The following is a 21,907-nucleotide window of genomic DNA, read 5'->3' as shown; positions in this document are numbered from 1 at the left end:
ACCGTGTCTCTCCTAACATCTGATCCACATCACTTTCTCCAGGTCCCATTCGATGAAAAATCAAACCCTCTGCATTTCACTGCTGACTTTCGTTTGCCTGTTCGGATTCGTTGGCTGCAAGCAAGAGTCAACTTCCGTTAACGATCCCGCACCAACTGGCGCCCCGTCTGCTGACCACGGTCACGCTACTGGTGATTCGCACGTCGGACATGGTGCCGGTCCTCACGACGGAACCGTCGTGGACTGGGGCGGCGGCAAATTTCATGTCGAGTTCACGGTCGATCACGATGCTCAACAGGGCACCGTGTACATCCTGGCCGCCGATGAGCTGACAGCGACACCCATCGCAGCGAGCAGCATTGAGTTGAGCATTGTCGATCCGAAGATGCATGTCACGCTGGACGCCGCACCGCAAGCGAACGACCCGGCCGGTCAGTCGTCCCGATTCACTGGGAAACATGAGCAATTCGCAACGGTGCAGGAATACGCGGGAACGATTGCGGGTGTGATTGACGGCACGCCCTACTCGGGTGATTTCCAGGAAGAACCGCATGGCGATCACGACCACTGAACGAGTCGTTTGGCGGACCGTTTCCGCCCTACGGCGAGGCCTGTCAGGTTTGCACGACCAACCCGCATTTCTGACAGGCCGTCTTTTTCGATCGTCCAAATCCAGCGAATTTGAACTTCCGCTAGCTGGCATGGATTTGGTACTGGCGAATCATGAATGTGATTCGACTTCAAAATGTTGACTCGAGTGCTGCCAAGCCGACTGGCTCGATTGCAGGATTTGATCTCTTGCGTGCCGGTGCGGCGTTGGCTGTCGTTCTGCTGCACGCTTGTGTGCCCTATCTGCGGCATCCGATGCCCGGATTGATTTGGGCGGTGACCGATACCAAGAGCAACCTGGTTGATGTCATTTTTTGGGGGATCGAAATCTTCATTATGCCCTTGTTCCTGGTGATCGCCGGGTTTCTGTTGTGGCGTTCGGCACAGCGTTCCTCGTTGACACGACTGGTTCGGACGCGGGCCAAACGGTTGTTGATCCCATTGGCATTTGGAGTGCTGGTGATCCTGCCGATCGACCTGTATCTGTGGACCGTGGGGTTGGTTTCTGAGGGCATCGTTCCAATTGCCAAACTGAAAAGTCTCAAATTTGATTCACCGATCGCGGACCACATTTGGGGCCTCAGCCATCTGTGGTTTTTGCTGTACGTGTTTTTATACGTCGTTGTCACAGCTCTGCTATTGCGGTTGTCGACCGGTCGATCCGAGACGACGTTCGCACGACTGGCTGCTCGTCCGCTGGTCGGAATCGGCATGCTGGCAACGATTGCGATCGTCACCTTGGTCGCCGCACCCGAAGTCGTCTGGGGGTTCCAGCACGCTTTTTTGCCGGTGCCAAGTAAGTGGATTTACAGTGGCGTTTTCTTTGCCGGCGGCTATCTGTTGGCCATGCATGACGGCCAACTTCGCTGGACAACTCGTGTCGCGCCACGGATGTGTGCACTGGCGGGAATGTTGCTGTGCATGTCATTGACGATCGGTGTCTGGACGCTGGATCGGCAAACATCCGGCCAACCAATTCGTCTGTCGGCCAACGTGTTGCTGTCGATCTTGACGGTTGCGGCAGCGTCAACAACGGTACTGGGGTTGGTCGGCGCATGCGCGCGAAACGTTCGCAGGGTACCGGGCGTGATCCGCTATCTGGCTGCCGCATCGTTTTGGATCTACTTGGTGCATCATCCATTGTTGGGACTGTTGCATTTGGATCTCAAATGGGCATGGCCGGACACTTCGCCCCTGGTCAAGCTGGCGGTCTCGTTTGCCGTGTCGACATTGGTGTCGCTGTTGTTGTACGAGACCGCTGTGCGTCGAACCGCGGTGGGTCGTTTGCTGGGATTTGCATACCAGAGCGACTCTGAAAAGCTCGCTTCGACCGGTGAGAAGCAGGACACGCCAACGATTCCGCATCCGGCGATCGATTCCGAAGAGCGACGTGCCGCGTAGCTTGCCTGAATCAAGGCGGCTGCAGCGACGGGAAATCCAGCCAGTCGACACCCTACCGCCGCCAAAGTTGCTGCAATCGGTAAAGTTCGCCAGGTTTTCTTAATCAGGCGAACCGTCAATGTCGAAAGAGACAGTGTCGGGGTTTGCGTTTGAAACCACTCCGCGCAAACCACTGATCTGTTCATTGACCTGATGCACCATCTGGAATCCTTATGATTCAAGACGCACAACATCGCTTGGCGTTTCAATCTTGTCTGTTCACCCTGTTGACGCTTGCTGGATCCGTGACTGTCACGGCGGCGGACGGCCAAGTTCGCCACGATCGGTCGGATCGCGGCACGTACCAACCACCGGTATTGGTCAAAGGAAAGATACAGCGTGTGAACGTCGCGAAACTGCAGCCGCATGAAGTTGCCGACGGGCAAGTCGGGGGCGGACTGGTCGATGCCCCTTTGGGCGATCCACAGCAACCGCCGTTGCCACAGCCGATCGTCAAAGAAAACCTAGCTGCCGCTGCGGTCGACAACGTGGCACCATCTAGCGAAGTACAAACGGTCGGCTACCAGCAGTCACACGTGCAAACCTGTTCCTGCGAATCATGCCGCAGTGGTTCCGATGCAGGGACGCTGAACGTTGTCGAGCAACCGATTTATCAGGATGGGTATGATGTCGGCGTTTACGATTCCGGCTACGTCGATTCCGGCTATTGCGATTCGGCCGGATGCGATTCGATGGGTTGCGATAGCATCGGTAATCGCTGCGATGACTGGTTTGGTTCAATCGAGTTGATGCTGATGTTTCGTTCGGGCGACCGACCACCGCCGTTGTTGACCACTGGCCCGGCATCCGATCCCGACACCGCAGGCCAGCTCGGGCAGGCCGGTACGGTCGTCTTGGCCGGTGGGCAAACCATTTTCAAAGACATGGTCGCCGGTGGACGGTTCACGATCGGATCGTGGCTAGATTCCTGCAAAGACCGCAGCGTGGTGGCGCGGGGATGGTTTGCCGGCGAACAAAACTATGGGCTCACGGCGAACCAAGACACCAACCCGGTGCTGACACGTCCGTTCTTCAACGTGACCGATGGAGCAACGGCCGAGCAAGATACACAGATCGTAGCGTTTCCCAATCGTGCCACCGGCGAGATCGGTATCTATGGCGACAGCAATGTCTATGGTGCCGACATTTCGATGCGTCAGTTGTGGTCCAAGCGTTATGGCGGAACGGTGGATTTGCTATACGGCTACCAATACATGCAACTCGACGAGTCGCTGGCGATCTCGTCGCGGTCCACCTCGATCAACGATGACTTTGCGCCGCTGGGATCCGTGATCGCCGTCTCGGATAGCTTCGCTGTCGAGAATCAATTCCACGGTGGTCAAATCGGATTTGCCAGCAGCTACCGCGAAGGTTGTTGGTCGTTCAGTTCGCTGGCGAAAGTCGGCTTTGGGTCATTGACGCGACGAGCCGACCGGAAAGGAAATACGTTCACGAGTATCGATGGGAACAACGCATCAGATCCCAATGGGCTATTGGTTCGATCGACCAATGCGGGAACACAAAAAGACAGCACATTTAGTTGGGTTCCCGAACTGGATCTGACGTTGGGTTGGCAGCGGTTTCCAGCCTTCGACGTGACGTTTGGTTATCACGTGATCGCGATGACCGAAGCGTTGCAAGTCTCTGGGGCAATTGACCCCAGTTTGGCGGTCAACTTTGCCAACACCGGTGCGGCCAGTCCGTCACCGAACTTAAGCTACGACACGTTCTTCGTTCAGGGCATTCATTTCGGATTAACCTACATCCACTAAACCAAACGGCGGAATCATGACGGGGAAGGAACCCAGCGGATGCCAACGTTTTGTCGACATGTGGGCTTTGCCTGGCATCCATGCAAGTAATGTTGAGTTTCTGCAGAAACTAAAAACGGCCGACACCAATCATTTCACCACGCACATGGACTGTGTGGGAACGGTCAATTCGTTCGACGAACAATCCGGTGACTGGGAAAAGACGCACTTGGTCGGCATGCGGACTGATGTTTGGAAACCTGATGCCGAGGAGATGCACAGTTGTCTGCGTTCGATGCAAGACAAACGTCGCAGCGAACTGAAACGGTCGATCAAATCGGCTGGACGTCTGAATGCCAAACAGAAAGACCGGTTGGAACAGCAGCTTGCCGAGGATCACATCATGCAGATGCAATCCGACGAGATTCAAACGCGGCGGTTGGTGTTGAAACTGTTTCGTACCACCGGTGACCGTGTTCGCTGGGTCGGAACGATCGAAGAAGTCACCGCGTCAGAGGTTCACAACTCGATCGGGACCGGGAAAGTCCTCCTGACGATGGCGGCGATGCTGGCGCGAAGCGAGTTGGTCACAACGGTGCAACAGAACCATCGTACCTTTCGCATCCCGTCCCTGTTCACATTCTGTTATCACGACGGATCGCGGATGTGGAATTTATTGCTGCGCCGCAATTGGTTTTCCTGGGGCGCGGATTTTGAAATCGAAGCCGACGGCGAAGCGATCGGCGAGATCGATGGCAAACTGTTTTCGTTTGGCAGCGATAGCCATCTGGTGTTTGACCCGCATCCGTTGGTCGAGCAAACCCAATTCGTGGATCTAATCACGCTGTTTGCCGCCTCGGTGGGCTACCATCGCGCGATGCGAAAAAGCATCGACCGCCGTGTCGACGCGGCCTTGTCCGGTCAATCGCATCGCAATCTGTTGCAGAACGAAGAACTGCGACTACGACACAACGGCCGCGCCGCAGCTTAAAGGGGAAAGGGGTTTTATTGACGGAAGTGACGACTCCGAGCGGATGCAACCCGCTCGAATAAATCGTCCACACCAACAACGCACCGCAAATGCCCCGTTTGAATTATCGCGACTGCAGTTGCAATTGTTCGCTTGCGCCCGCCGCTGAATACAGACGCCGCACCATGTCAAGCGACGCTTCGGTTTCGCCGACCACAGTGATTGCATGGGGTGCACGCAGCGCCATCAAGCCCGGCAGATCAAAATACTTGGACGCCCCGGGCAAAAAACTAGCGTCGCTGTAACGTTGGACATCACGCAACCGTTTCCCATCGGTTTGAACCACTAAATCGTCGACTTGGTCGCCGGCGATCACCGCTGCTGCAACTGCGCTGGCGGCGGCGCCGTCCCCAGCCGCATGCAGTACCACGGGCTGCTGTCCTTCGGGAGCAAACGCGGCAAGGGTACACAACAATTGTTCGCACCACTTACTAACCAAGGGGCGGTTGTAGGTGAACGTGAACCCCGAATACGTTCGTTTGTCGTCGATCAGTTGCTGTTGTGGTCGGCCCGAATTGGAATCCAGGACAGCCAACAGTTGTGGCATGATCACTGTCGCGCTCGCATTGGACGGATCGTTGTTGGCGGATGCGTCCTGGGCGCCGGCGTAGACGATCGTCTGCTTGCTGGCCACGTCGGCGGGCCGCTGCACGTTGACTTTGACCTGCGTATTCCACTGCGGGTGGCGCACCAAGTACACCTCGCCAGCAGCCGGGTCAGACGAACTGCCAAGCTTGGTGATTTCCAAATCAGATTTTGCCGGCAGTTGGCGATCGAAGAACACACTCCAGGCGCCACCGACAACTTGTCGATACTGTTTGAGCTTGTCGGCTGCATCGCCAGGCCCATCGGAATCGCTGGGAACCAGTTTGTCCAATGCGCGGTCGTTTTCGGCTTTCCACCAGGCGATCACATCGCGTTCATGTTCGACCCCGGTTTCGCTCGGCGCCGGATGCTGGTCGTCCCAAACCTGCATGTCTTGCTCAGTGAACGGTTTGAAATCAGCTTCGGTGAGCGGCGTGTCCGACGGCAAGCCTAGGTGCTTGGCCATCCACGGGTACATCATCGCCCGAGTGACGTAGTTGTAATTGTGTGGGAACTGCAACACGTCGCCACACATCACGTTTTGGGGTTTGCCCAACATCGTGTACAGTCGCTTCAGCTCGGGATAGCCATCGGTCAACATGTCGCGTGTCCAGTCTTTGGCGGCGGTCATGCCCTGCGGTCGCGGTGCATACAACGCCGCCAGTTCGACATTGCCGGTGTCGATCCGCAAGTAGTTGCAATTTTCACAATAGCAGCCGCCTTGCATCGCTGTGGAAACCATGCCATTTGGAAAACTGACTTTGATTCGCGGGTCGATCGCGTCCAACAGAATCGTTTGTGTGCCGCCGCCGCTGCCACCGGTGACCGCCAATCGATCGGCATCGACGTCGTCCAGTTCGGCCAAAAAGTCCAGCGCGCGAATCGCGTTCCAAGTTTGCAATCCCATGATCGACTGCAGATTCAGATCCGCATCAATACTGTAGAAACAGGGGTTCTCCCGATCGGATTCCTCGGGCCGGGCGTCGGCATGGCGGTGAGCGACTGTGTAAGAAATCTGTTGGGAATCGGCATAGCCGAGCATGTCAAAAATGAATGTCACACAGCCCATCCGCGCCAGATGTGCACAGCGGGCCAGTTTCGGGTAGCGTCCAGAACGCTCGAACACCTCGCCCCCGGATTCCAATTGCTCTGCCAATGCGCTGTCGCTCAGCCGCATCGTCCGCCCGCCATGGCCGTGCGGTGTCAGAACGCCTGGTCGCTTGCCGTCGACCAGCCCCAGTGGGTTGTCGTCCGCAGGGCGAAACAACATCCCGCTGACGAAGTGGCCCGGCAAGGATTCAAAGTACACTTTTTCCACAGTGAATCCGTCACGCTGCAGTTTGCCATGCAACACCGGTTGGAGCGTGGTTTTCTGCGGCATCGGCCACAATCCGGTGGCAACCAACACACGCCGCTTCAATGCGTCACGTCGGCTGTCCCACTGGGCGACTGTCTCGGGAACGACAAACGGAAAGTGGTCATTCAACGTTTTCAGTTTTTCAGTCACAGCGGGCTGTGCTGCTGGCGCTGTTGCAGCCGGCGCCGCAGGCTGTGCCGCAGCATCGGTCACCCCGATTGCGACCAACGCCAGAGTGAAAACCCAAGCGGAAATTCGAGACAGCATCGTGGTAGGCTCGCAGAAATGCAGGAAGGGTGGGTGGTGGGGAAGTCGACGATTTTAGCACAGGCCGCGGGGTGCCATTGGCAGCGGCGCTCGCGCCCATGGAAGTGCGCAGTACAATTCCATTCGGCACTGCCGCAAATCTTGACAGCACCTTTCGCTACCACCATTTCTCTCGATCATGTCTGCACTTCACGCCGATTACTACGCCGACCAATTGGTCCAGCACGAATCCGTTCTGATCGAGAACGTGTGCATCGCGGAAGCGACGTACCGATTGCGCGTCGCGGCGCCGGGCATCGCAGCGACCGCTGTGCCGGGCCAATTTGTGATGATTCGGTTGGCCGGTGTCGACGCACCCCTGATCGGTCGCGCGCTGGCGATCTACGATGTCGTGCCCGACGCATCGGGACAACCGACCTTTATCGATCTGGTGTATTTAAAGAAGGGCGTCTTCACGACCGCCTGTGCCGAAAGTCCACTGGGCACCAAAGTCAGCTTGTGGGGACCGCTGGGGAATGGATTCACACCGCGCCCCTGTGACCACTTGATCATGGCCGTCGGTGGCATCGGTCAAACCCCGATGCTGCTGTTGGGCCGCGAAGCCAGTGGCAGCCAATCGTTCGGCCGCCCCAACGGTTGGGCAAAAAATGTCGAACTGATTTATGGCGCCCGGCGGCAGTCGCTGTTGGCCGGAGTCCCCGATTTCCGTGACGCTGGTTTCCAAGTCCAGCTGTGCACCGACGACGGATCCGAAGGCCAATTGGCACTGGTTCCCGATGTCCTGGCCGTACGGCTGGATGAAATCGACAGTGACGCTGTGGTGCGTGTGGTGACCTGTGGCCCCGAGATCATGATGGAAAAAGTGGCCGAGGTTTGCCGTGAGCGGGGTGTCGATTGCCAGGTCTCGATGGAAACCCCGATGGCCTGCGGCATTGGCATCTGTTTCTCCTGCGTGGCCAAAGTCCAGCAGGACGACGGCGAGTGGGATTACAAACGCACCTGCGTCGAAGGCCCGATCTTTGACGCCGAAAAGATCGTTTGGTAGCCCGTGCAAGTCGGCGTCACAGTTGTGAGTTCGCCCACTCTTTGTCGCCACTGCGAAAGGATTCCAGGAACCCGTTTGTTTTGCGAATCATGCGTCCGTCGCACTTCGATTAAACCGCGGGAGAATCCCCGGCACCAAATAGTCCCGGCAATCCCCCGGCCAAGCCTTGAGCGCGTTGGCTGAGTGCTGCGTTGACCAATTCGATTGCCACCCGGGATTCCAATGTGACGCCGGCGCGGACACCGACGCAGGGATCGTGGCGTCCTTTTTCAAGTTCAAAATCGATCTCTGTCAGATCCTTGGTGACCGACTGCTGCGGTTTGTTGATCGTCGAGGTGGGTTTAAAACCGACACGAAAGACCAACGGCATTCCGGTCGTCACACCGCCAATCAGGCCGCCATGCGAATTCGCTTGATAGCCTTGCCGGCGGATCGGATCATTATTTTCGCTGCCGGTTCGCTCGACCACCGATTTGCCCGCACCAATCTCACAAGATTGCACGGCGTTCAATCCACCAAGCGCTCCCATGATCCGGACTTTCAAACTTTGATACAGTGGATCGCCTAGCAGCGGCGGCACATTCAACGCGACCACTTCCACACTGGCACCGATCGAGTCGCCTTGTTTACGAGTTTGCTTGATCAATTCAGCGGCCTCGGTGGCGAACTCCGCATCGATCGTTTGAATCTCTGTGGCTGCCAACTCGGACTCCAACGCCGCGATGGCGTCTGCATCGATCGACTGGCTGCCGGATTGATCGATCAACGCTTGGCAACGATCGGCCAATGAGACCGTTGCCCGCAGCGGGCCGACCTGATCGATCGACGACAACAACACGGTGCCAAAGTATTGCTGCAAACAGATCCGTGCGATGCTGCCACCGATGACGTCCGAGATCGTCGCGCGATAGCTGCTGCGACCGCCACCGCGAACATCGATAAACCCTTGCGCCTTGTGATACTTGACCAGATCCGTGTGCCCGGGCCGCACTTGACCCTTGGGTCCGCTGAACTGGGTGTAATCGCCGGATTTTTTACTGGTCGACAGCACCATCGCGGCAATCGGTTCGCCCGTCGTGTAGCCCGCCTCGTAGCCGTCGGTTTGAAAACTCGCCCCGTCAACGTCGACGGTGATTTGCGAGGGACCGGTCAGCGCCTGGTGGTCGGTTTGGTAGAGCCCCGACAGAAACACGACCTTGTCTTTCTCGTTGCGCGGCGTGCCATGTTTATTGCCGCCGGGACGTCGACGATCCAAAAACGCTTGCACCGCATCACGACGCAGCATCAATCCGGGTGGGCAGCCCATCACGATCGTCGTGATCGCAGGCCCGTGCGATTCGCCGGCGCCAGCGACGCCAAAATAGGGTCCGCCTAGAATTTCCATGGTGGGACTGCTTGGGAGTGAAAAAAGTGCCAATCATCGGCGTCACACGCAGACGTTTTAACGTGTGGTCTCAACCGGTCCGGCTTGATTTTGGATTTACAGCCCCAGCGCGTCGCTGCCGAGTCGCTCAATTTCCAGGACTTTGTCCAGCCGACGCTGGTGTCGCTCGCCCGGAGTGTAGCGAGCCGCCAAAAAAGATCGCACGATCTCCATCGCCAGCTCGCTGCCGATGATCCGGCCACCGATGCACAAAACGTTCATGTCGTCATGTTCGACGCCCTGGTGTGCCGAGTAGGTGTCGTGGCAGATTGCGGCGCGAATTCCGGGAATCTTGTTGGCCGCGACGCTGACGCCGACGCCGCTGCCGCAGACCACAATCCCGCGGTCGGCGTTTCCGGCCAAAATCTCGCGCGACACTGCGATAGCAAAATCAGGATAGTCACAACGCTCGGTGCTGTTGGTTCCGCAATCGATCACGCCACCGACCAGTTGCGCCATTGCGCTTTCGGCGAGTTGCTCTGCGACCACCTGTTTCAGCGAATAACCGGCGTGATCCCCACCAATGGCGACACGAAGCGGGGTAACAGGTGCAGTCAAATCAGACGTCGGTTCAGGCATGGATCGGCAAACTAGAGAAACGCTGGTGGGAAACGAGAGCCGGACAGTTTAGCCACCAACAGAAAAATGCGTTAGCCGCGAAACAGGGCGGTTTTTCTGGGACTTGGAAAAGCGGTCGATGGCCCCAAAATGATTCCCGTTGACCTGAAAACACAAAAAACCTAACCTAAGTCCCCTAAAGCATTTAGCTTCTCCGACTGCGTTTTGCGAGCGTTTTCAACGGTCCAATCGCCCACTGTGTGCCCGGTTTGGCCCAAGATTGGCTGATCTAGACGCCGGGGGTGCTGCGCTGCCAATCTGACCTTGGTTGCGGCGAATCAGTATGCTCAGGCCGGAAACCATAAATAAACCAACTTCAGCGATTCAGCGATGTCGTTTTTTGAAAATCTAGTGGATGTTACCGGCGCAGTCTGTGGCGGAGCCCTCAGCTCGTTCGAGCGTGCGGTCACTTCCGTATTTGGATCTGCCAATGCCCGCCAGGTCGCGCAGCTGCGTGCCAAAGCGGAAGAGATCACGGCGTTGGAGCCGAAATACGAAGCGATGACCGACGAGCAGCTGCGTGAGCAAACGCAACTGTTTCGCAATCGAATTCGCGACGGCGAAACGCTGGACGAGATTTTGGTAGAAGCCTTTGCGGTCTGTCGCGAAGGCGGCAAACGGTTCCTATCGATGCGTCACTACGACGTGCAGCTGATCGGCGGAATGGTGCTGCACAGCGGCAACATCGCCGAAATGGTGACCGGTGAAGGTAAAACGCTGGTCGCCACGTTGCCGGCGTACCTGAATGCGATCGAAGGCAAAGGCGTCCACGTCATCACGGTCAATGATTACTTGGCACGGCGTGACATGGAATGGATGGCGCCGCTGTACATGAACCTGGGGCTGACCGTCAACGCGATTCAATCGGGCATGTCGACGGCCGAAAAACAAGCGGCCTATCGCTGTGACATCACCTATGGAACCAACAACGAATTCGGTTTCGATTACCTGCGTGACAACATGCGTCCGGCGTCGCAGGGAGACGATCGCTTCCCCGCCGATGCGCAACAATGCCAAGGCCCCCTGAACTACGCGATCATTGACGAAGTCGACAACATTCTGATCGATGAAGCTCGGACCCCGTTGATCATCAGCGGCCCCAGCGACATGGATCTCGGCCGCTACGCCGAAGCGGACAAGGTTGCGCGTCAACTGCGGCGGGAAGAACACTTCACGGTCGACGAAAAACAACACAACGTCACATTGACCGACGAAGGTGTCCGTGAAGCGGAACGACTGGCCGGTGTGGAAAGTTTTTACACCGCCGGCAACATGGAATGGCCGCACCTGATCGATAACTCGCTGAAAGCCCACTATCTGTACAAGCTGGACGTGAACTACGTCGTCAAAGATCGCCAGATCGTGATCGTTGACGAATTCACAGGTCGCTTGATGGACGGCCGCCAATGGAGCGATGGGCTGCACCAAGCGGTGGAGGCCAAAGAGGGCGTGCCGATCAAACCGGAAACGCAAACCTTTGCGACGGCGTCCTTGCAGAACATTTTCAAGATGTACAAGAAGCTGTCCGGCATGACCGGTACAGCGATGACCGAAGCCAACGAGTTTTGGAAGATCTACAACCTGGATGTCATCGCGATTCCAACCAATCGTGACATGCAGCGGTTGGAATTCCCCGATGTGATCTACTTGACCGAAGAATTCAAATTCAAAGCGTTGGCCGAGGAAATCGAACGGACCAACAAGTGGGACATCCTGGAACTCAAAGACGGCTCCGAGATGTGGGGCAAGATCACCGAGGAACAAGACGACCAGGTCAAATTCATCAGCCAAGGTGAAAAAAACGCAACCACGATTCCGCGGTCCAAAATCACCCATCTTCAATATGCCGGACGACCGGTGCTGGTCGGTACGGTCAGCATCGAAAAGAGCGAAAAACTATCGCGATTGTTGGAGCGCCGTGGCGTTCCCCACGAGGTTCTGAACGCCAAGCAACACGAACGCGAAGCCGACATTGTTTCGCAAGCCGGGCGCAAAAATGCCGTGACCATCGCCACCAACATGGCCGGCCGTGGTACCGACATTATCTTGGGCGGCAATCCGGAAACCAAAGCCTGGGCTCAACTGCAACACAAATATCCGACCCGCTTGGAAGTCCCGGACGACGAATGGAATGAATTGGTCGAATCGATCGATCAAGCCGAAGGGATGAGCGAGCAGGGGAAACACGTTCGTGAACTCGGTGGGTTGTACGTGTTGGGCACCGAACGCCACGAATCACGGCGAATCGATTTGCAGCTCCGCGGCCGTTGTGGACGCCAAGGCGATCCCGGTTCCAGCCGATTCTTCCTGTCGCTCGAAGACGATCTGATGCGGATCTTCGCCGGCGAATGGGTCAAGAACATGATGGAGCGGATCGGCATGAAGGAGGACGAACCGCTGGAATCCAAGCTGGTCACACGACGTATCGCTGCGGCTCAGAAGAAGGTCGAAGAACGAAACTTTGAAATGCGAAAAAGCTTGCTGGACTATGACGAAGTCATGGATGAACAGCGTAAACGCGTCTATCGCTATCGCCAAAACCTGCTGGACGGACACAGTTCCCGCAGCATGATCTTGGACCTGATCCGATCGCAAATTCAGGAACAAATCGACACGTTCTTGGAACCCGATTACGGCGTGGATACGTTTGCGTCCTATGCCGGCGCGCAACTCGGTTGCACGCTGGACGCCAAAGATTTCCAAAACATGGACATCTCAATGGCCACCAGTTACGCCCGCGAACAGGCCGAACGCTCGGCCGAAGTCACGGTCGAGGAAGCCGTCGAAGAAAATCTACCCGAGGGTATGGAGGACGAGTGGAATTGGCACGCGTTGGCGAAATGGGCGAACACCACCGTCGGTACCAATTATCAAGACCATCAGCTCAAAAAGATGGACCGCGACGAGCTGATCATGACCTTGATCGAAAAGAGTCAAAAGAACATCGAACAGGTTGATTTAAGCGAAGGCGAACCGTTCCTGGATGCCGACTACGGGCTGCGCGTGCTGTGCGGTTGGATGCGACATCGGTTCGGGATCGAAACCACGCCGGAAGAGTTCCGTGATGTGGAAGATCGACGCGCGGTCACCAAAGCATTGGTCAGCCGTGCCGAAGAGGCTTATGCGGAAAAGGAAACCGAGTACCCCGCACTGGCAGGGATTTCCAAGTTCACCGTTCATCAAGGTGCCCAGGTCATCCTGGACCGCGAAAATTTGGTCGACTGGATCCGCCGACGCTTCGACAAATCGTTGACGATCGACGATGTCCCACTGAACCGCGACGATCTGAAAACTCAGCTGGTCGCATTCAGTCGTGACACCAGTAGCGCCGCCGGGGCGTTTTATGACGAAGCCAGACGTCGTGTGAATGAGTTGTTCGGCAACGTCGACGCGGAAACCACCGCCGCGGTTGCCAGCTCTGGGACCGACAAACTGGAATCACTCGCCGAGTGGATGACCAAAGAACTTGCCGATCCGGCAGATCCGGATGGCTTGTCGCGGATGAATCGTCAGGAGCTCGGGCTGGCCGTTGGCGGAGCCGTCGATGATCGTTTCCACCCTGAAATGCGTCGCATGGAACGCCAGATTTTGCTGAACATCGTCGACGATGCTTGGAAAAATCACTTGCTGACGATGGACCATTTGCGCAGCAGTGTCGGACTAAAAGGCTATGCCCAATTGGACCCCAAAGTCGAATACAAACGCGAAGGCATGCGACTGTTCGACCAAATGTGGGAATCCGTCGGTGAACAGGTCACGGGACTGATCTTCCGCATGGAGTCTTTTAATCAGGACTTCATCCGCAGCACTTGGGTCGATGCCAAAGCCCGACACGATGAAGCTCACGGTGTTACCAGCCAATCGGCATCGGCAACCGCCACCAAGGCGGCCACACAAACCGCGGCTCAACAAGCCGCCGAATCCAGCAATCGACCTGCCGATGTCAAAGCAGAACCGATTCGCAACGTCGGCGTCAAAGTCGGTCGCAACGATCCCTGCCCCTGTGGTAGCGGCAAGAAATTCAAACAGTGCTGCATGCGTAAATAACAAAGTCGTGGATCGCTCCGGCGATCCAACGCACCAATTGGCCAATCCGCGCCCAGTTGCTGTAGCCAGCCTCTGCGCGAGGCCGGTCATTGCCTCAGCCGAACGAGAATGGATTCTCAAATGATTGCCAACGTCCTCTACCTATTCGCGCTCGCAATCCTGTCGCCGTGGATTCTCTACCGCCGCTTGCGACACGATCGCTATCGACTCGGCTGGCAAACCAAACTGTTCGGCCTGTCGGCAAATCACGCCAGCCGATTGCGTGAATCGGACCGATGCATCTGGCTGCATGCGGTCAGTGTCGGCGAAGTCAACCTGTTAGGCGGAATCATTGATCGGCTGAACGCTCTCGACCCTGATCTAGAGATCGCGATCAGCAGCAGCACCGATTCCGGATACCAATTGGCAGTACAGCGGTTCGGTGATCAACGAGTTTTCTTTTGCCCACTGGATTTCACTTGGGCGGTGCGGCGGACACTGCGAAATCTAAAGCCCGCGGCGCTGGTCCTGGCTGAACTGGAACTGTGGCCCAACCTGATTCGAATCGCCAAACAGCAGGACGTGAAAACGATCGTGATTAACGGTCGCTTGAGTGACCGTAGCGCCGCCGGGTACCAGCGGTTTGGATTCTTGACCCAATCGATCTTCCAATCGCTTGATCAAGTCGAATGCCAAGACGACGCATCGGCAAAAAACTTTATCGCCTGTGGCACGCCAGCAGCTCGCGTCTCCATCTCGGGGTCATTGAAATTCGATGACGCTCCCCACACACGCGATTGTGTCGAAGTCCACTCGCGCGCCCGTTGGGCTGGCGTCGATCCCTGGCACGCGGTCTGGGTTGTCGGCAGCACTCAGGAAGGCGAAGAACAAATGGCGATCGATATCTATCGTCATCTGCGCCAAAGCCACCAGGAACTACGGTTGGTGTTGGTGCCGCGGCACCCCGAGCGATTCGACCGCGTTGCAAAACTGATTGCATCAGCCGGCTTGATCTCTCATCGCCGTAGCGTCGACGCGTCCTTGAACGACGTTAGCTGGGATCCAGACCGCGTGATCCTGGTCGATACGATCGGTGAACTGCGTCACTGGTGGGGCGTCGGGCACATCGCAACGGTCGGTGGCAGCTTTGGTGACCGAGGCGGTCAAAACATGTTGGAACCGGCGGGATACGGCAGCGCGATTTCGTTCGGTCCGAACACACGCAACTTTGCTGACATCACACGACGTTTGCTCGATGCTCATGGCGCGGTCCGCGTCCACGACATTGACCAACTTCAAGCCTTTGTCGAACGCTGCCTGACCGACGTACCAGCCGCCGACGCACTCGGGCGATCCGCCAAATCCGTCGTTGAACAGCACCGCGGTGCCACCGATCGCACCGTCACCGCGATCGCAAATCTGATCGGATTACCGGCCACTCCCAAATGCCAGGCCGCATAGGTTGCCATGAAGTCCAGGTACCGGTGCTGCGAAAAACGTGATCGGCCCGGAGCTGACTCGGCAACTTAGTTTGAAATGGATTCTGCTTTGCCTGGCCTGCCATCCAACGCTGGCCTATGTTATCTGGCTGCGTCATAGCCGAGCGGTGAGCGTTCTAAGACGATCATCCATCTTATACTTCGAGGAGCTGACCATGAGTTTCGAGTTAGTGGGCAATCCGACATTGAAACTGAAGTACTCCAACCCCAACCTGAAAAAACATAGAGTTGGGGTACAGACAGCGGAGTGGGACGGACGCGCCAGGGTGAAGGTCAAGAACGACCATGGCAAGAAATGGCGGATCGGGTTTGTCCAATTGCTTGAAAAGAACATGATGATGGCCGTGTACAAGAAAACGAAACGATCCGAAATCTTGCTGCCGGGCAAGTCGATGCCCGTACTGGACGCGGATGACAACCACGCTTACCGCCCCTTTTACGATGACAACACTGTGTCTCTGGAAATGCAGCCCAAAGATGTTCAGACATCGATCGGCACGCCCGAGAAAACTGCCTCCATCAGAATGTGGGACGAGCCGGAAAGCCAATACAAGTGGTGGCTCAACGACGACGAGACAAACCCGTTGGAAGAGTTTGTGATGAACCTAGAGTTCTCGACCTACATCGTCGCCCGAGATATCACGGCCGGCAGTGGGATCCACGACCCGTTTTCGCTGGTGATCCTCAAGCAGTGGAGTGTGGTGCTGGATCGGCGGTACGAGTTCACCGTGGTGAAAGACGCTGCCAGCTTACCTGGTATCCCTCGGGCCGATCTGACCAAAACCAAGTGCGTGGTCAAAAACCCGATGCGTCAACCATTCGTCGTCGACAGTACCCGCGGCTTCCCGCAAAACGCGAACACCATCTTCCAAGGCGCGGTCGCCAACGACGTCTTCACCGATGACGACACATTGATCAACAAAAAAAGCGTTGGCGAGTTCGTCAAAGCCCGCGCCGCGATGTGGGGTGGCACTTAGGCAAGAAACGGTGTGCCGATTCGTTCTCGCAGCGTCCCGAAAAGTCTGGGCAGGGTTCACAGCGCAACGGTCGGTGGCAGCTTTGGTGACCGAGGCGGTCAAAACATGTTGGAACCGGCGGGATACGGCGGCGCGATTTCGTTCGGTCCGAACACACGTAACTTTGCTGACATCACACGACGTTTGCTCGATGCTCATTGCGCGGTCCGCGGTCAGGACGAAGATCAATTGCAAACGTTTGTGCAGCGCTGCCTGACCGACGTACCAGCCGCCGACGCACTCGGGCGATCCGCCAAATCCGTCGTTGAACAGCACCGCGGTGCCACCGATCGCACCGTCACCGCGATCGCCAACTTGATCGGTTTCTCTGCCAGCGCTCAACGCCAAGCCGCGTAAATCTGCGGCCTGCCCGCCTGGCGTGAAAAGGAAGTTGGACTGGTTATCAGTTCAACTTCCTTTGACGCTACAGAGCGTTCTTGATTGCCGCGGTTGCCCCACTCGATTGCATCAGCCATCGGTTGCGTTTTGAACGCTTGTTTCATGCAGCTGTCTGCTTGTGCACTAAATTTGCACGGCGAGAGGGATCAATTACATTTGATGCGCCACGACATTCACCTGAACGGTTGATGCAAGCCACCGAGACGAAGGGTCTGCCCATGTGCAGAACCGGCAGGTGATGATCGCGGCCAAGGTCGGTCGGGAATGACTGCACCGCAGCTTGGCCTGCGTTATCTTGTGACATTATCGGTACCTTTTCTACCGTTCAAACCTACGCAAAATCAATGAAATTGAACTGCTTCTTTTCTGCCTTTGTCCTCACCGGGATCCTTGCATCACCCTTGGCCGCTCAGCAGGTACCCGCGTCCAATGCGTTTGCGGATCTTGCCACGCCGTCGCCAGACGTCGTGATGCCCAAGGCATACGCAAAAACACTCGCCGCAAATGCCTATGTCTGGGGCTGGCCACTGATCAACCAGCACAATCGTCGCGCCAAGATCACCCAGGCACCTGAGCCTTCCTTAATGAACGGCACGATCCCAGTCGCTCCGGGCGGCCAGCTTGCGATGCTGCACGACTATATCAAGCCCGAGCAGCGATTCGTGGCGTGCCCAAACCAAGATGTTGTGTACGGACTGGGCTACATGTTTCTGGACAAAGAGCCCGTCGTGATCCAGGTGCCTGATTTCCAAGATCGGTTTTGGGTTTACGCCATGTATGACGCCCGCACCGACCAATTCTCTAAGATCGGAAAGCCCTACGACACTCAACCTGGGTTTTATCTTGTCGTCGGCCCTAACTGGGACGGCAAAAAACCAGAGGGCATCACAGCCGTTCTGCAAAGCTCGACCGAGTATGGGATGGTTGTTCCCCGCGTTTTCCAAGACGACACTGCGGAGGACAAGAAGGCTATCCAGCCGTTTATCAACCAGATCGTGATGTACCCGCTGTCGGAATTCGACGGCAAAATGAAAACGAAAGACTGGAGCAGTCTGCAGAGTCTGGAAATGGGGGGCACCGGATCCGGTGGTGAGACACAGTGGGTGGTGCCCGAGGCATTCTTCGACACCCTTGGCGAAGTTCTCGACGCCGTGCCGCCGCTGCCCGGTGAAGAAGCGCTCTACGCTCAATTCCGCCAACTGCTGGATGTTGCAGATCGTGATCCTGAAATCAAAAAGACGTTGGTCGAGACGGCGATTGAGACTGACAAGAACGTCATCTCTCAGTTCCTGAAGTGGCAATACAACGGCACGCCAGCGGGGAATCACTGGAATCGTTCGACCAATAATGCACAGTGGGGCGTCGACTACTATGACCGCACCGGTACCGCTCGCTCGAACATCTATGACAACAAAATTGACGAGACCCGCTACTACTACACCGATTTCGACGCGGAGGGTATTCAGCTTGATGGCTCCAACGCCTATGAAGTCACCTTCGCCAAGGGGCAGACGCCGCCCGTCGCAGGTTTCTGGTCGCTGACGCTTTACGACAAGGCGCATTTCTTCTCGCCCAACGAACTCAATCGTTTCTCTCTCGGCACCAAAAACAAGGCGCTCAAGACCAATGACGATGGTTCTCTGACTCTTTACGTTGGCTCGAAATCACCGGGCAAAGACAAGGAAACGAATTGGCTGCCTGCGCCGGCCGGGACCTTCTGTCTCTACATCCGCGCCTACTGGGGCAAGCCCGCCGTTTTGGATGGCTCATGGCAGCCGCCCGCGGTAAAAAAAGTAAACTAGCGCGACATCATTCAATCACAACAGCTGAACATCCTATGAGACACCGAATCCTATCCACCCTGGTCCTCGGCTTACTGGTCGGCGCCCCCTGTCTATCCGCTCAAGACGCGACTGCTCCTCCGCTGGTCAAACAGATCAACAACGGCAACTGGCTTGCCCAGGACGAGGCCGAATCGCTACGTGCCCAATTGTTCTACCAACATGCGGTGTATGCCTACATGACCATGCAACCGGCGCTCAATGTGATCGGTTTACGCGATGGCTCGGAGGCCGAGTTTGGCGCGGGTTACCATGTTTTACCCATCTGGAAAGACCGAATGGACAGCCGCGCTTGGGTGCCAACACCCAACGCGGACGTCATCTATTCGATGAGCTATCTGGACCTCAAAGAGACCGGACCGCTGGTCATCAAGGCTCCGGCGAATGTGATTGGAATGTTCACCGACTTTTTCCAACGAACCATCACCGATGTCGGCGCCATCGGCCCGGATCGCGCACGTGGAGGGCTCTATCTGCTGCTGCCGCCGGGATACCAGGGACACGTGCCCAAGAGCTACTACGCCTTCGAATCCTCGACCTACAACGTCTTCCTGTTCTTCCGCACCATCATGGCCAAAGGCGATGGCGTCCCAGATCCGAAACCCGCCGTCGAACTCGCCGAAACGACGCGTGTCTATCCACTGTGGGCCCAGGAAAAGGAGGTTCCAGCGATGGAATTCCCCAACGCCAGTGGCAAGCGGGTGAACATGATGTACCCCACCGATTTCACCTACTGGACCAAGCTCAAGGAGTTCGTGGACTACGAACCCATTGAGGCGATCACACCTGAACTGCGCGGCGTTTTGGCATCCATCGGAATCGTCAAGGGCCAGCCGTTCGAACCCAGCCAATGGCAGCGCGAACAACTCGAGAAGGCCGTGATCGATGCTCCGAAAATGATCCTCGCCTCAGCCCAACTCGGCCGCGAAGATGGCCGCAACAAATACTATCAGGATCGTCAGTGGGAACGCGCCTGGTGCGGTGGCACCGCCGAGTGGATGCAGGAGAGTTATTTGGACCTTGCTGCACGTGCACGCTTTTTCCAGTACGCCTACTCCTCGGCACCCGCAATGGTGATGCGGACCACGGGTGCGGGATCAAAGTATCCCTACACGCTTCGGGATGCGGACGGCGATTTTTTGGAAGGTCAAAAATCCTACAAACTGTATGTGCCCGCGAACCCGCCGGCCGGTTTGTTTTGGGCTGTCACCGCTTACAACGTGACCGATGGCACGATGCCGGAGACCGACCAGCTTTTGCCCTCGACCAACGGCTACTACGACATCCCCAAGAACGATGATGGCTCCATCGACATCTGGTTCGGCCCTCAGCAGCCTGACGATGTGGCCGACTCAGCCTTCATCAAGACAATTCCTGGCCGGAACTTCCTGGTCTGTTTCCGTCTCTACGGTGCAGAGGACGCCTTTTACGACCAGACCTGGAAACTGGATGACATCGTGAAGGTGAAGTGATTCGGCTGCGTTTGGCCGCCGGCCACCATCGACGCCGGCGGTCGCGTTGCCGCTTTGGTTCAATGACCGTGGTTCTGTCGCGGTGCACCGCGACGGGGCCATTCGTGTTACCATTTGAGACTGTCTCCAACGACCGATCCTTCCTTTCCAGCCCACCCTCTCCATGTCTAAGTCGATGGTATTGATCCGGCCCCTTGCGCTGTTGTGTTTGTTGCTCCCGTTGATGATCCGCACCGGTCACGCCGCGCCGCCGAACATCGTGCTGTTGTTAAGTGACGACATGGCATGGACCGACTATGGATTTATGGGGCACCCCGACATTCAAACCCCAAACCTGGACAAACTTGCCGCGGAAGGCGTGGTGTTCCCCCGCGGCTACGTCCCCACGGGGCTGTGTCGACCAGCGCTTGCGACACTGCTGACCGGGCACTACGCATCCACTCACGGTGTCACCGGCAACGATCCTTCACCAAAGTATGCGGCCAAAGATTCGGACCTGTTCAACCAACGTCGCGCCAAACTGATCTCGTATTTGCAGCGGTTTGAAACGCTTCCCCAGGCCCTCGGCAAAGCTGGCTACCTGAGTCACCAAAGTGGAAAGCTATGGGAGGGCAGCTACCAATATGCCGGGTTCACTCACGGCATGACCCAAGGGTTTCCAAACAAGGGCGGTCGTCATGGCGACGTCGGATTGAAGATTGGTCGCGAAGGCATTCAGCCGGTCGATGACTTTTTGGACATTGCGGTGCAAGAAGAGAAACCCTTCTTTCTGTGGTACGCACCGTTTCTGCCACACGCGCCACACAATCCGCCGCAGCGTTTGCTGGACAAATACAAGAACGGGCGACCATTGACCGTTGCCAAATACTACGCCATGTGCGAATGGTTTGATGAAACGGCTGGCCAAGTCATGGACTCGCTGAAGAGCCGTGGATTGGATGAGAACACGTTGGTTGTCTACCTGACCGACAATGGCTGGATCCAAGATCCAGAGAAAAGCGGCTACGCACCCCGCAGCAAACAAACACCCTACGAAGGCGGTGTGCGGACTCCTATCATCTACTGGATGCCGGGCAAAATTCAGCCCAGTCGCCGCAGTGAACTGGCGACCAGCCTGGACATCGTGCCGACCATGCTGGCGGCCGCTGGTGCCACCGCACCGGCTGATTTGCCAGGTTTGAATTTGATGCCCAACCTGACCAACGGAACGCCCATTGCCCGCGACACGATTTTTGGCGAAAGCTTTGCACACGACATCGCCGACATCGAAAACCCTCAGGCATCGTTGCTGTACCGCTGGTGCATCGAAGGCAAATGGAAACTGTTGCTGACCTATGACGGTGAAGTCAATCGCTACAAATCAACTCACCCAAGAACCGAAAAAGGGCCTCAACTGTTTGACCTGAACGCCGATCCCACGGAACTAGTCAACTTGGCCAAAGACCATCCTGAAGTCGTGAAACGGTTGGCACAAAAAATCAACGACTGGTACCCCGTTACAGAGCGAAAGACAGTTTTGGTCCCTTGAA

Annotated in this window: 15 protein-coding genes; 12 read left to right on the top strand and 3 right to left on the bottom strand. The window is 56.6% G+C overall.

Annotated elements, in window-relative coordinates:
* Positions 1 to 52: 52 nt before the first annotated feature.
* The 4 genes from NHH03_RS13460 (at position 53) to NHH03_RS13445 (ending at position 4,791) form a co-directional block, all read left to right on the top strand.
* Positions 53 to 571, top strand: coding sequence for a hypothetical protein (locus tag NHH03_RS13460; RefSeq protein ID WP_253156906.1), 519 nt, complete (start codon positions 53 to 55; stop codon positions 569 to 571).
* A 152-nt stretch (positions 572 to 723) separates the two neighbouring features.
* Complete coding sequence (locus NHH03_RS13455) at positions 724 to 2,010, top strand: acyltransferase family protein (RefSeq protein WP_253156905.1); 1,287 nt, start codon at positions 724 to 726, stop codon at positions 2,008 to 2,010.
* A gap of 212 nt (positions 2,011 to 2,222) precedes the next feature.
* Positions 2,223 to 3,821, top strand: coding sequence for a BBP7 family outer membrane beta-barrel protein (locus NHH03_RS13450; protein WP_253156903.1), 1,599 nt, complete (start codon positions 2,223 to 2,225; stop codon positions 3,819 to 3,821).
* 16 nt (positions 3,822 to 3,837) lie between these two features.
* Positions 3,838 to 4,791, top strand: a complete 954-nt coding sequence (locus tag NHH03_RS13445) for a hypothetical protein (RefSeq protein ID WP_253156895.1) — start codon at positions 3,838 to 3,840, stop codon at positions 4,789 to 4,791.
* Positions 4,792 to 4,894: 103 nt separating this feature from the next.
* Here NHH03_RS13445 and NHH03_RS13440 read toward each other — a convergent pair whose 3' ends face one another.
* On the bottom strand, positions 4,895 to 7,039 hold the full coding sequence (locus NHH03_RS13440; RefSeq protein WP_253156893.1) for an alpha/beta hydrolase family protein: 2,145 nt from the start codon (positions 7,037 to 7,039) through the stop codon (positions 4,895 to 4,897).
* 178 nt (positions 7,040 to 7,217) lie between these two features.
* Here NHH03_RS13440 and NHH03_RS13435 point away from each other — a divergent pair, with 178 nt between their 5' ends.
* Positions 7,218 to 8,084: a dihydroorotate dehydrogenase electron transfer subunit gene (locus NHH03_RS13435; protein ID WP_253156891.1), complete on the top strand. Its 867-nt coding sequence runs from the start codon at positions 7,218 to 7,220 to the stop codon at positions 8,082 to 8,084.
* Between the two features lie 109 nt (positions 8,085 to 8,193).
* Here NHH03_RS13435 and aroC read toward each other — a convergent pair whose 3' ends face one another.
* Positions 8,194 to 9,468, bottom strand: a complete 1,275-nt coding sequence (aroC, locus tag NHH03_RS13430; RefSeq protein WP_253156890.1) for a chorismate synthase — start codon at positions 9,466 to 9,468, stop codon at positions 8,194 to 8,196.
* Between the two features lie 96 nt (positions 9,469 to 9,564).
* On the bottom strand, positions 9,565 to 10,065 hold the full coding sequence (gene rpiB / locus NHH03_RS13425) for a ribose 5-phosphate isomerase B (RefSeq protein WP_253156889.1): 501 nt from the start codon (positions 10,063 to 10,065) through the stop codon (positions 9,565 to 9,567).
* A 390-nt stretch (positions 10,066 to 10,455) separates the two neighbouring features.
* Between rpiB and NHH03_RS13420 the strand changes: the two genes are divergently transcribed.
* From NHH03_RS13420 to NHH03_RS13390, 7 genes are all read left to right on the top strand, one after another.
* The gene (locus tag NHH03_RS13420) at positions 10,456 to 14,172 is read left to right on the top strand and encodes a preprotein translocase subunit SecA (protein WP_253156888.1); all 3,717 of its coding nucleotides are present in this window, start codon (positions 10,456 to 10,458) and stop codon (positions 14,170 to 14,172) included.
* Between the two features lie 120 nt (positions 14,173 to 14,292).
* A complete protein-coding gene (locus NHH03_RS13415) occupies positions 14,293 to 15,612 on the top strand; it encodes a 3-deoxy-D-manno-octulosonic acid transferase (protein ID WP_253156887.1) in 1,320 nt (439 codons plus the stop codon).
* A gap of 70 nt (positions 15,613 to 15,682) precedes the next feature.
* Positions 15,683 to 16,627: a hypothetical protein gene (locus NHH03_RS13410; protein ID WP_253156886.1), complete on the top strand. Its 945-nt coding sequence runs from the start codon at positions 15,683 to 15,685 to the stop codon at positions 16,625 to 16,627.
* Positions 16,628 to 16,639: 12 nt separating this feature from the next.
* Entirely contained in the window at positions 16,640 to 17,023 is a 384-nt protein-coding gene (locus NHH03_RS13405; protein ID WP_253156885.1) for a 3-deoxy-D-manno-octulosonic acid transferase, read from the top strand.
* A 386-nt stretch (positions 17,024 to 17,409) separates the two neighbouring features.
* On the top strand, positions 17,410 to 18,867 hold the full coding sequence (locus tag NHH03_RS13400; protein WP_253156884.1) for a DUF1254 domain-containing protein: 1,458 nt from the start codon (positions 17,410 to 17,412) through the stop codon (positions 18,865 to 18,867).
* Between the two features lie 218 nt (positions 18,868 to 19,085).
* The gene (locus NHH03_RS13395) at positions 19,086 to 20,378 is read left to right on the top strand and encodes a DUF1254 domain-containing protein (protein ID WP_253156883.1); all 1,293 of its coding nucleotides are present in this window, start codon (positions 19,086 to 19,088) and stop codon (positions 20,376 to 20,378) included.
* A 163-nt stretch (positions 20,379 to 20,541) separates the two neighbouring features.
* A complete protein-coding gene (locus NHH03_RS13390) occupies positions 20,542 to 21,906 on the top strand; it encodes a sulfatase family protein (RefSeq protein ID WP_253156881.1) in 1,365 nt (454 codons plus the stop codon).
* Position 21,907 lies beyond the last annotated feature (1 nt).

Origin of the sequence: Stieleria tagensis (assembly GCF_024129865.1) — a bacterium.
Lineage (GTDB): Bacteria > Planctomycetota > Planctomycetia > Pirellulales > Pirellulaceae > Stieleria > Stieleria tagensis.
Note: the sequence above shows the minus strand (reverse complement) of the source record. Positions and strands in the feature narration are given on the sequence as shown.